Below are 11,530 nucleotides of genomic sequence, written 5' to 3'. Positions count from 1 at the left end.
GATTTTTATGTAAGAAGATATGACATAAGAGTGCAACTTTGCTAAATCCAGAGATAAAGAATCTAGTGGAATTTATGGTAAAATAGAAGGATAGAAAGTGTGTACGAGGTAATTATGATTAATCGAATTACAGACAATCAATTTAAACTAGTCTCAAAATATGAACCATCAGGAGACCAACCCCAAGCAATCGAGCAGTTGGTCGATAATATCGAGGGGGGAGAGAAGGCTCAAATCCTCATGGGGGCGACTGGTACAGGGAAGACATATACCATGAGTCAGGTCATTGCTAAAGTCAATAAACCTACTTTGGTCATTGCCCATAACAAAACCCTAGCTGGTCAGCTCTATGGGGAGTTTAAGGAATTTTTCCCTGAAAATGCTGTTGAGTACTTTGTTTCATACTATGACTATTACCAGCCCGAGGCCTATGTTCCTTCTAGCGATACCTATATTGAAAAGGACAGCTCTGTTAATGATGAGATTGACAAGCTTCGCCACTCAGCGACTTCAGCACTTCTGGAGCGTAACGATGTCATCGTTGTGGCTTCTGTCTCTTGTATCTATGGTCTGGGTTCGCCAAAGGAATACGCTGATAGTGTCGTTAGTCTCCGTCCAGGTCTTGAGATTTCTCGTGACAAACTTTTGAATGACTTGGTAGATATACAGTTTGAACGCAATGATATTGATTTCCAACGGGGAAAATTTCGCGTTCGCGGGGATGTGGTGGAGATTTTCCCAGCTTCCCGTGATGAGCATGCCTTTCGAGTAGAGTTTTTTGGAGATGAGATTGACCGTATCCGTGAGGTCGAGGCTTTGACAGGTCAGGTATTGGGAGAAGTGGATCATTTGGCTATTTTCCCTGCCACTCACTTTGTGACCAATGACGACCACATGGAAGTTGCGATTGCTAAAATTCAAGCAGAATTAGAAGAGCAGTTAGCTGTCTTTGAGAAGGAAGGCAAACTGCTAGAAGCCCAGCGTTTGAAACAGCGCACAGAGTATGATATTGAGATGCTACGTGAAATGGGATATACAAATGGGGTTGAGAACTACTCACGCCACATGGATGGTCGTAGAGAAGGAGAGCCTCCTTATACGCTTCTCGACTTCTTCCCAGATGATTTCTTGATCATGATTGATGAAAGTCACATGACCATGGGGCAAATCAAGGGCATGTACAATGGAGACCGTTCGCGTAAGGAAATGCTGGTTAATTATGGTTTCCGTTTGCCGTCTGCCTTAGACAATCGTCCTCTTCGTCGTGAGGAGTTTGAAAGCCATGTGCACCAGATTGTTTACGTTTCAGCGACACCTGGTGACTATGAAAATGAACAGACCGAGACAGTGATTGAGCAAATCATTCGTCCGACAGGGCTTCTAGACCCAGAAGTGGAAGTTCGTCCAACTATGGGACAGATTGATGACCTCCTAGGTGAGATCAATGCCCGTGTTGAAAAGAATGAACGGACCTTTATTACCACCTTGACCAAGAAAATGGCAGAAGACTTGACCGACTACTTCAAAGAAATGGGCATCAAGGTCAAGTACATGCACTCGGACATCAAGACCTTGGAGCGGACAGAGATTATCCGTGACCTGCGCTTGGGTGTTTTTGATGTTTTGGTCGGAATCAACCTCCTTCGTGAAGGTATTGACGTTCCTGAGGTGAGTCTAGTTGCCATTCTAGATGCTGACAAGGAAGGTTTCCTTCGTAACGAACGTGGCTTAATCCAGACCATTGGTCGTGCTGCTCGTAACAGCGAAGGGCATGTCATCATGTATGCGGACACGATGACTCAGTCTATGCAACGTGCCATTGATGAAACGGCTCGTCGTCGGAAAATCCAGATGGCTTATAATGAAGAGCATGGTATCGTTCCACAAACCATTAAGAAAGAAATCCGTGACCTTATTGCCGTGACTAAAGCAGTTTCTAAGGAAGAGGACAAGGAAGTTGATATCAATAGTCTCAACAAACAAGAACGCAAAGAACTCGTCAAGAAACTAGAAAAACAAATGCAAGAAGCTGTTGAAGTGCTTGACTTTGAACTGGCAGCTCAGATACGCGATATGATGTTGGAAGTCAAGGCGTTAAACTGAAAAAATTATAAAGAAATAGAAATATATAGAAAGACATAATATGACAGCAAAAAAAACTAAACACATAGGTATTGAATGTTGTAGAATTTTAGCTATGTTGATGATTTGCAATTTACATGTTTTGGGTATGGGAGGAATTTTGGAGAAAGTTGATAGTCAAAAAGATCTTTACTATATTTTTGCAAATTTTTTAGAAGCTTTCTCATATTCAGCTGTAAATATTTATATTTTAATCAGTGGGTATGTCGGTCTTTATTCACAATTTAGTTATAAAAAAATGTTTAATTTTTGGGTACAGATTATTTTCTATACTATTTCAATTACTTTTGTATTTGCTATTTTTTCAAAATCATCTGTCAACTTAAGTGATTGGTTTTCAGCTTTAACTCCAATAAGTCATGGACAGTATTGGTATATGAGTTGCTATTTTGGTTTAGTCTTAATAGCACCATTTTTGAATCAAGCAGTGCTGACATTGAAAAAAGAACAATTGTTTCCAATTGTTAGTGGAGCATTTATATACTTTTCTGTCATACCCACAGTATTTAAACAAGATATTCTGGGCTTGTGGGGTGGATATAGTGTATTATGGATGATCCTCTTGTACACTTTAGGAGCAATAATTAGAAAATCAAATTACGAAAGTCGTTTTCAAATACGTAATGTTAGTGGATTCATTTTATTTCTAACTAGTTTAACTTTTATATTATGCTGGCTTGGTTTTGAACAGTGGAGAAGTTATATTTCTCCAACGGTCACACTGCAAGGAATAGCAATATTTTTACTCTTATTGAATATTAAAAATCTTCCCTTAACTTTTAAGAAACTCGTTCTTTTAGTATCTCCACTAACTTTGGGTGTTTATCTGTTTCATGTACATCCTCTTATTTTTAGAAGAATTATACCAACCATCCATACTTTAGTTGAAGAACAAGAATTTTCCATGTTTGCCATTATTATTCTAGTTATGACACTGGCTCTGTTTTTTTCTGGCGCTATCATTGAGTATTTTAGAAAAAAATTAATGGCGTATATTCTTACTTTAATCAAGAGTTTTAAAAATCTTAAACAGACTTAAAACTTTATTGTCTTATTAAAAATAGAAGTAAGAGAGACTAAATTATACACTGTATTGAGAACTTAAGGTTTATTGAGATTATCCGTGACCTAATCGACGTAACCAAGGCAGTTTCCAAAGAAGAGGACAAGGAAGTCGATATCAATAGTCTCACAAACAAAAGTATAAAGAACTCGTCAAGAAATTGGAAAAATAAAAGTAAGAAGTCGTCGAAGGCTTGATTTTGAACTAGTAGCTCAGATACGTGATATGATGCTAGAAGTCAAGGCGTTGGATTAGATAGGAGAAAACGAATGAAAATTTTAGTCATCAATGGACATCCTGACAAGGGAAGTTTCTGTCAAGAAATTTTTCGAACGATTGTAGAAAATATTGACTCAAATCACCATGAGCTTGAATCTATTAACCTAAATGAGATAGATTTTGATCCTGTATTACGATATGGTTATCGAAAACGGATGGAAGAGGACACTTTCATACTTCGCTCTCAGGAATTAATTCAGTGGGCAGATCATTTCATTTTTGTTTATCCAATTTGGTGGAGTAGTATGCCTAGTTTATTGAAGGGGTGGATTGATCGTGTTTTCACGCCAGGAATTGCGTACTCTGCCAATAATCAAGGAAGTTTTATTTTAAACTACTTAAGGGGTCAGCAGTTTAAAAAGTTACTAAAAGGAAAAACAGCTAGTATTTACGCAACCTCCATGGCACCAACATGGTGGTACAAAGTATTTTCAGGTCCGATTAACATTCCAGACAGTTATGGAATATCAGTATTGAAGAATGCTGTATTGAATCATTGTGGCATAAAAACAAAGAGGGTTTCAATCTTAGGAGAGTTAGGACGTGAAGTGAATACAAGTTCAACAAGAGAAAAATTTCTACAAAAAGTAGCTGAGGAAGTCAAGGCGTTGGATTAAGGAGAAGAAAATAAATGACGGTTATTATCAAATCAATGGAAACTCCTGAAGAGATAGAAGGTAAATCTCTCGTTCACTGGCAAACGTGGAGAGAGGCTTATGACGACCTTTTGCCTGCAGAATTTCAGGAGACAATGACATTAGAAAGATGTCGATTCTTTAGTCAAAAGTATCCAGAAAATACATTGATTGCGATGGACGGCATGAAGGTAGTTGGTTTTATCAGTTATGGAAACTTTCGTAATGAGACTATTCAAGCTGGTGAAATTATCGCCTTATATGTTTTAAAAGACTATTATGGAAAAGGTATTGCTCAGAAGTTAATGACGGAAGCTCTGACTACTCTTGAACATTTCTCTGAAATATTCTTATGGGTATTAAAAGAAAATAAGCGAGCCATTGCTTTTTATCAAAAAATGGGTTTTACTGTTGATGGCCAAGAAAAAATACTTGAACTTGGAAAGCCTATCATTGAAATTAGAATGGTATTTAAGAGTTCAACAAAATCAGAGAGTTAAATGCAAGGACAGTTGTGATTTGTTTTCAGATTGCACAATGAACAAATGATTACGTTTTAGAATATATTTTTAAATAGGAAGAAGTTATTGTGAAAGTAAAAGAGACGAAGTATAAGAAGTCATCGGGGCTAGATTCTCATAAATTAGTAGGGTTCTGTCTTATATTTAGTTTGGTATTAGTGATAGGATTTGGTGTTAATCAAATTTTTAATATCTTACCAATTCCATTGCCCTACAAGGAAATCAATTATAGTTTTCCCTTGTATCTGAATCTTTTTTGTCTAGTTTATAGGGTATTTGACTATTTGTTTCTAGACTCGTCTAGAACAAAGGTGACCCTAAAAAGATTTATTGAATTATTTATCTACCTTAATAGTATCGGTTTAATTGTACATCTTTTTATAGGGGTTAGTGGGAAAAACAGTAAGGGTATTCTGCCTTCCCTCTTATCCTTAGATTACCGCTACATCTGGTTTCCAATTTCAACTTACCTGTTCTTTTTCTCCCTTGCTGGCTTAACCGTTCTATTGCAGAATCATATGGAAAAAATGAGGAATATACCATGATGAAACATTTAACTTTTTTAGAATGGTCTATCTGATTTTACTAGCATTTGTCCTTATCGATTTTGCCTTTCAATATTTGGTTTATCATTCACCCCCATTCTTTGGGACAGTTGGCTTTTCCTTTTAATTTTTACTCTGTTTATTCACTTTTGGAGACCTTTGGTAATTCTTGATCTTCTTTTTGGGATAGTTGGAATACAATTTATTCCTATAGTATTTAATACAGGGCTCTTTTTACCAGTTATTTTGGTTATGGCGCATAATATTTGTGATTATTTTAAGAACCGATATCATCTCTTAGAAGGAATCCGTAGCGCTTTTTGTAGTTTCTATATCGGGTTATTTGTAATTGTCGTTTTCGCCTTTACTCCAAATCCTCCTGTTCCAATCACTATTGATTATGAAGTTCAGGAACAAGAAATCGTCATTCAAAAAGGATATTTGCTTCATGAAGTATATTATTACCATGAACGAATAAATCCCTTCATTATGAAATCTAAAATCAAGTACGAAAAAGTCATTTAATATAGAAAGAGAGTCCTATGTCCTGTTCCAAATTAATGATTTTAGAAAGTATATTGTATTAAGCTCGAAAGATAATGGCAGATATGATTTATTTGTATACATCAATCTGGCTCCTTTGAAATACTCAAAAGTTATTCTAGGTCCAAAGGTTACGGATGCAGACTATATTGCTCCTTATCTCAAGCTTGCCAATCCTGATATAGAGATAGAAAGTTCGAAAATTCCTTATCGTTCAGTTTAGAAAAAATTAAAGCTTCAAAGAAATTATAATCTTTTATTAATAAGGAGAAGCTAGTAATGAAAAAATGGTTACTGTTCATTTTCTTCATTGTAAATATTGTCCCTTTATTCTTTATTCTACGTTTTGCCTTCCTTTTCTTTACAACAACTTATGACATTTTCCCTGAAGCAAATCAATCGGAGGTAGAGACAGCAGTAAGAAGAACCCTTGATTTGTATGGTTTTAAAGGAGATATGAAGGTTACGAAGTTTCTAGAGATAAATGGACTTCTGAAAAATACAAAATTGAATACGATTATAGTGAAGAGGTTGATGGAAGTAGAGTCACTGTGAGTCATGCCTTGTTTTATCGTCCAAAGTCCTCAAAATACAATCCCCAAAAGACTGATGAAGAACTAGCCTATGATGGGACTACGAAAACCATGATACAAGAATTTTCAGACATGGCTCATAAACTAATCAACCAACATCCTGTCAGTATTTCCCACAAAGAAAAGGTAGAGAATTTTTTTAAGCAATATGAAAATCCCAATTTGGAATTCGTGAATAGTTACTGGAGTGTCGATACTGAATCTGAAAATATCCAAGACTATTATGCCCTCATCGAAAAGAACCATAAGGAAGGGAAAGCTTTTCAAGGTTTATATGACCTCCCTATTGATGAATTTTTGGAAAAAGGAATTATTAAAGGAAGTGTTAGATATAAAGATACTGTTTTAGAAGAGGGTGAGAAAGATTATTTTGATAGTGAAGGCGGACTGACAGGATTTATTTCAAATGGGATAGATAATGCCGAGTTGCCAGATGCCTTTTATGAGGTTTCTTACTACTATGGTGCTAAAGGATATCGTTCAGGTAGTAGTGTTTCTTTAAAGGTTCAAAACCATAAGATGCTCTATTATGGAAGTAATTTTAACTAAAAATTTTATATGTAATAATTTGTGTTAAAATAATAGACGAGATAATTTAAAAGTGATAGATATTAGTCATTAGTTAGTAGTTTGAATTTAAAGGAGAAATAAATAGTGAAAAATTCAAGTACTTTTAACAAGCTTATTTATACTGTCCTATATTCCTTACTGATAGCATTTGTTATCGCTCATTTCATATTATGGTCATTTGGTTTATCATTTACTCCGATTATTTGGAATATTTGGCTCTTTCTTCTAATTTTTACTCTATTTATTCGCTTTTTGAGCTCCTTTGCAATTCTTGATCTTCTATTTGGGATATTTGGACTGAAATTTATTCCCGTAGCGTGGAATACAAAGCTTTTTGTTCCAATTATCCTCTCTATTTCGCATATTTTTATTTACTTTTTAAAGGGGAAATATCGCTTCCTTGAAGGAGTGCGCAGTGCGATTTGTAGTTTTTATATTTGGTTATTTGTAATTGTCGTCTTCGCTTTTATTCCAAATCCTCCTGTTCCAATCACTATTGATTATGAAGTTAGGGAACAAGAAATTGTCATAACAAAAGGATATTTGCTTCATGATGTATACTATTATCATGAGCTGATTAATCCCTTCATCATGAAATCTGACATTAAGTCTAAAAAAGTTATATAACAACTTAGAAAGTGAGTAAATTTATGTCCCGTTCCCAATTAACGATTTTAACAAACATTTGTCTGATTGAAGATCTTGAAAATAAGCAGGTAGTTATGCAATATCGGTCTCCTGAAGAGAATCGCTGGTCTGGTTATGCCTTTCCTGGAGGCCATGTAGAAAATGGAGAGTCTTTCGCAGAGTCTGTCATTCGTGAAATCTATGAAGAAACAGGATTGACTATCCAAAATCCTCAACTTGTCGGCATTAAAAATTGGCCACTAGATACAGGTGAGCGCTACATCGTCGTTTGCTATAAGGCGACAGAGTTTACTGGAAATCTCCAATCCTCAGAAGAAGGAGAAGTATCTTGGGTGCAAAAAGACCAGATTCCAAACTTGGATCTGGCCTATGATATGCTACCCTTGATGGAAATGATGGAAGCACCTGACAAGTCAGAGTTCTTCTATCGCCACCGTACAGAGAACGGCTGGGAGAAAGAAATTTTCTAGTCTTTTACTAAATAACCTAACTGATCCAAGGCCTCCTCGATATAGTGGAGGTCTTGTTGTGTTTCAGCTTCAACAAGGTGGTAATGGATGCCGTCTGTCAATTCAGAAAGTGGTCTAAAGTCAGAATTCTCGACTTGTTCCAGAAAGTGCTGGACATCTCGACGACAGGTAAGTTTGAGCAGAGTTTCAATTTCACCATAAACGGGATGATCAATTAAGATATTTTGAACGCGTCCGCCATTATCTACAATAGCTAGAAGTTCCTGCCCGATTTCTTCCAGTTCGTGTTTCACTTTAAAGAGTTTGTGGACGTAGGGGCTGGCATTATTTTCTTTGTAGATATAACCACGATTGGTGGATAGAATAGGAGCTCCATCTGCTCGCAAGATGGCGATGTCCTGTACAATAACTTGGCGCGTGACATGAAAGTGTTCAGCCAAGGTTTGCCCATTGAGAGCTTTTGGTGCCTCTTTTAACAGTTTGAGAAGAGCTTGTTTGCGATCTTTTGTCATAGCTGTTCCTTTTAGCGACGTTTTCGAAGCACTTTAAAGACAGCTAGTGCCAATGTATAGTCTACCATACTATGGATAATTGTGCCAAATCCAACTAGGACGAAGAGAACATAAAACATATTTTCAACGTTTGTCCCTGAAGTGGCATAGAAGATGATACAAGCCAGTACTTCAGCGATAGCATGAACAACACCCAAAACAAAGTTAAAAATCCAAGATGCCTTTGGTTTTTCCAAGGTTTCAGGGAATTTCTTTAAGTAAAATGCTCCCAAAATACCAAAAACGATGTGAGAAAAGGCGCGCAGTACGATAACCATAGGATAGCCTGCCATCAGGAAGCCGAGACTAGAAGCGATGATCACAAAACCAGCCATCAAAGGTGATAGGAACATGGCGATAAAGATGGCGATATGGCTTCCTAAAGTGTAAGAAGCTGGTGGGATGACGATTTTAAAAGGCATAATGATTGGAATCAAAATCGCGATTGCTGTGAGTAGTGCAGTCATGGTCATAAACTGCGTTTTTTTCCGTATATCCATAAGAACCTCCATTTAACTGTATATACACAAGTATAGTACAATAAATAAACAGACATGTCAAGAATTTATTTTGATTTTATTGAAAATTTTCAAAAGTATAGGTGGTAGATTCAAAGGATTTTCATATATTTTCAAAATTTTGAACGAATGACTCCTTGGTAAATAACTATTTATAAGTAGAAGATGAGCCTTTACTGGTGAAAACTAAAACTCCACCTTCAGGACGAAAGTGGAGTTGTTTTTTATTTCTTCAAGGTTTCGAGACGTGGGACAATTGCTACAGTTAGGATGGCTGAGATGAGGAGTTCAGCAATTGAGTTTGTAGAGATAACCGTTGCCAGGAGTTTTTGGATATTGCCATCAAAGACATTTCCAAAAAGGAAGAAGATTCCCCCAAGGACAAAGACGGTATTGGTAAGAGAACCGAGAGCACCAGCAATGATGAGACCCGTTCTGTTTTTCAATAATTTATAAACTAGGTAAGGAGTCAGACCAATCAAAATACGAGGTAGGATGGCAATCATTGCGGAATAGATGTTTCCGTTTGGTACAAAAGGTGAGAATAGATAGCTGGTTGGAAGGATGGTAATCGTGTTTACCGTTAAGCTCAATAGCCCCATAAGAAAACCAAGTGTAACTCCAACTCGAGGACCATAGATGATACTAGCAATGATTACCGGAATATGAACGATGGTTGGTTTGATTGGAAATGGGAAAAGATTAAACAGGATTGAACTTAAAAAGTGGATAACGAGCATAGTTGCAAAAAAGATTGCAATGGGCGCAATATTAGAGCGTTTTTTCATCGAGGGTTTCCTTTATTCTTTCTAAAATAGTATTCAGGTCAGCTAGGGCGCCTTTTCCGTAATCGCCACAGGCTAGTAGAGATTCCTTTGGAGAGATAATTTGATAACCATAGGTCTCTAATGTTTTTAGATTAGCCTGAGTTGCCGGATGGTCATACATTTTTGTGTTCATGGCTGGTGCGACTAACTTTTTGACATGTTCTGGCAAGGCAAGTGCTGTGCTTGTCACCATGTTGTCAGCAAATCCGTGGGCTAACTTTGCGATGGTATTAGCGGTAGCAGGAGCGACGATAAAAAGATCAGTCCATTTACCTAGTTCGATATGATTTACTTGATCAGGATAGGGTTCCTTCATGACATCAAGGTGAACTGGATTCTGTGAGAGTACCTGTAGTGTCAAAGGCTGTATAAACTCTCTCGCTGCCTCAGTCATTAGGATAGTGACATGATGGCCTTGTTTTTTTAAAGAACTGACGAGATCAGCTGATTTATAGGAGGCAATCGAACCTGTCACTGCGATCAGAATGTTTGCCATGACTTTCCTTTCTAAGAATCGTATGCTTGAATTTTTTCAAGGAGGAGGCTTGCAATTTCCTCTTTGGTTTGAACAGTTTGAAGATGCTCTCTCTCAACAAAAATTGCTCGATGTTGATTCTCTGAGATTTGAGTAAGGTCATTTGCTATGATCAAGTCAGCCTGATTCTTGACAAGACTTTTTCTAGCAATGTCAACCAGATGGTCTTCGGTAACATCAACTAGCAGTTTGAAACCAATCAAATGAATAGCAGGATTCCATTCCTTGACTAGAGAGATGATTTTGGGTGTTTTTTTCAGGAATAAAACCTGCACCTCATCATTGGAAGAGATCTTAGCTTCTTTGTTTTGCTTGTCTAAAAATTCTTCCAGATTAGAACTCGCCTCAACTTCTGCCAGCCCTGTCATATAAACAGGAGTGTAGTCAGAAACTGCCATAGAATGAATCAGAACCTGATAATTTTGAACATGCTCTTTCATTTCTAAAAGAAGATCATGAGTATTTTTGATTTCTCGAATGGTTAAATGGGGATGAGTTTCTGGCTTAAGAGCTCTGGTAGTTGTTATCAAACAAACCTCATGACCAGAAGCAAGCAAGGTTTCTGTGATGATTTTTCCTAAGCGACCTGTAGAATGGTTCGTAATAGAGCGGACGCTGTCGATAGCTTCACTCGTACCGCCCGATGTAACTAAAATTTTCATAGGACTATTGTACACAAAAATAAACGTTAAGTAAAATGAAAGCGATAAATTTTTGTTAAAACGCAGGAATACTATAGTCTAAAACTATAAAAGCATATAAAATTTGGGAACTATATACCAGTTTACACCACCAACAACATATTGTATTTATGAGAATATCAAAAAAGGCGACTTCCAAGCGGAAATCGTCTTTTAATAATGTCTAAATTCTTCATAATGTTCACTCATATATTCTGCCAACCATTCCATACCATAGGCTATCTCAAATACTTCCAATATCAATGAAAGGTCTGGTTGAAAACCATATTCTTTGAGTTTATTGATAATATCTTTGGGAACTATATACCAGTTTACACCACCAACAACATATTGTATTTATGAGAATATCAAAAAAGACGATTTCCGTTTTGGAAGTCGCCTTTTCAATT

The 11,530-nt window shown here is 36.7% G+C and carries 14 protein-coding genes and 2 pseudogenes; 11 read left to right on the top strand and 5 right to left on the bottom strand.

What is annotated here, in order from left to right:
* Positions 1 to 114: 114 nt before the first annotated feature.
* The 11 genes and pseudogenes from uvrB (at position 115) to B7708_RS02715 (ending at position 8,009) form a co-directional block, all read left to right on the top strand.
* Positions 115 to 2,103, top strand: coding sequence for an excinuclease ABC subunit UvrB (gene uvrB / locus B7708_RS02765; RefSeq protein ID WP_084973595.1), 1,989 nt, complete (start codon positions 115 to 117; stop codon positions 2,101 to 2,103).
* Between the two features lie 40 nt (positions 2,104 to 2,143).
* A complete protein-coding gene (locus B7708_RS02760; protein ID WP_084973593.1) occupies positions 2,144 to 3,181 on the top strand; it encodes an acyltransferase in 1,038 nt (345 codons plus the stop codon).
* A gap of 80 nt (positions 3,182 to 3,261) precedes the next feature.
* Positions 3,262 to 3,460: pseudogene (locus B7708_RS10200) on the top strand (helicase-related protein); the annotation flags it as partial.
* A gap of 14 nt (positions 3,461 to 3,474) precedes the next feature.
* A complete protein-coding gene (locus B7708_RS02750; RefSeq protein ID WP_084973591.1) occupies positions 3,475 to 4,101 on the top strand; it encodes an NAD(P)H-dependent oxidoreductase in 627 nt (208 codons plus the stop codon).
* Positions 4,102 to 4,115: 14 nt separating this feature from the next.
* A complete protein-coding gene (locus B7708_RS02745) occupies positions 4,116 to 4,619 on the top strand; it encodes a GNAT family N-acetyltransferase (RefSeq protein WP_084973589.1) in 504 nt (167 codons plus the stop codon).
* Between the two features lie 818 nt (positions 4,620 to 5,437).
* Positions 5,438 to 5,710: a hypothetical protein gene (locus tag B7708_RS10030; RefSeq protein ID WP_239822450.1), complete on the top strand. Its 273-nt coding sequence runs from the start codon at positions 5,438 to 5,440 to the stop codon at positions 5,708 to 5,710.
* Positions 5,711 to 5,741: 31 nt separating this feature from the next.
* Positions 5,742 to 5,951 (top strand): annotated as a pseudogene (locus B7708_RS10025) (DUF2971 domain-containing protein); the annotation flags it as partial.
* A gap of 56 nt (positions 5,952 to 6,007) precedes the next feature.
* Entirely contained in the window at positions 6,008 to 6,283 is a 276-nt protein-coding gene (locus B7708_RS10020) for a hypothetical protein (protein ID WP_239822449.1), read from the top strand.
* 110 nt (positions 6,284 to 6,393) lie between these two features.
* On the top strand, positions 6,394 to 6,870 hold the full coding sequence (locus B7708_RS10015; protein ID WP_239822448.1) for a hypothetical protein: 477 nt from the start codon (positions 6,394 to 6,396) through the stop codon (positions 6,868 to 6,870).
* Between the two features lie 105 nt (positions 6,871 to 6,975).
* On the top strand, positions 6,976 to 7,518 hold the full coding sequence (locus B7708_RS02720; protein WP_084973585.1) for a hypothetical protein: 543 nt from the start codon (positions 6,976 to 6,978) through the stop codon (positions 7,516 to 7,518).
* Between the two features lie 23 nt (positions 7,519 to 7,541).
* Positions 7,542 to 8,009, top strand: a complete 468-nt coding sequence (locus B7708_RS02715) for an 8-oxo-dGTP diphosphatase (RefSeq protein ID WP_084973583.1) — start codon at positions 7,542 to 7,544, stop codon at positions 8,007 to 8,009.
* Here B7708_RS02715 and B7708_RS02710 read toward each other — a convergent pair.
* From B7708_RS02710 to coaB, 5 genes are all read right to left on the bottom strand, one after another.
* A complete protein-coding gene (locus B7708_RS02710) occupies positions 8,006 to 8,521 on the bottom strand; it encodes a transcription repressor NadR (protein WP_000159163.1) in 516 nt (171 codons plus the stop codon). The genes B7708_RS02715 and B7708_RS02710 overlap by 4 nt on opposite strands.
* Positions 8,522 to 8,532: 11 nt before the next feature.
* On the bottom strand, positions 8,533 to 9,060 hold the full coding sequence (locus B7708_RS02705; protein WP_084973581.1) for an ECF transporter S component: 528 nt from the start codon (positions 9,058 to 9,060) through the stop codon (positions 8,533 to 8,535).
* Positions 9,061 to 9,302: 242 nt separating this feature from the next.
* A complete protein-coding gene (locus B7708_RS02700; RefSeq protein WP_084973579.1) occupies positions 9,303 to 9,866 on the bottom strand; it encodes an ECF transporter S component in 564 nt (187 codons plus the stop codon).
* Positions 9,850 to 10,401, bottom strand: a complete 552-nt coding sequence (gene coaC / locus B7708_RS02695; RefSeq protein ID WP_084973576.1) for a phosphopantothenoylcysteine decarboxylase — start codon at positions 10,399 to 10,401, stop codon at positions 9,850 to 9,852. Before coaC ends, B7708_RS02700 begins: the two co-directional genes overlap by 17 nt.
* A gap of 11 nt (positions 10,402 to 10,412) precedes the next feature.
* Positions 10,413 to 11,102: a phosphopantothenate--cysteine ligase gene (coaB, locus tag B7708_RS02690; protein ID WP_084973574.1), complete on the bottom strand. Its 690-nt coding sequence runs from the start codon at positions 11,100 to 11,102 to the stop codon at positions 10,413 to 10,415.
* Positions 11,103 to 11,530: the final 428 nt, after the last annotated feature.

Origin of the sequence: Streptococcus oralis subsp. dentisani (assembly GCF_002096615.1) — a bacterium.
Taxonomy (GTDB): domain Bacteria; phylum Bacillota; class Bacilli; order Lactobacillales; family Streptococcaceae; genus Streptococcus; species Streptococcus oralis_U.
The sequence above is the reverse complement of the archived record's forward strand: the minus strand, read 5'-3'. Positions and strand labels throughout refer to the sequence as shown.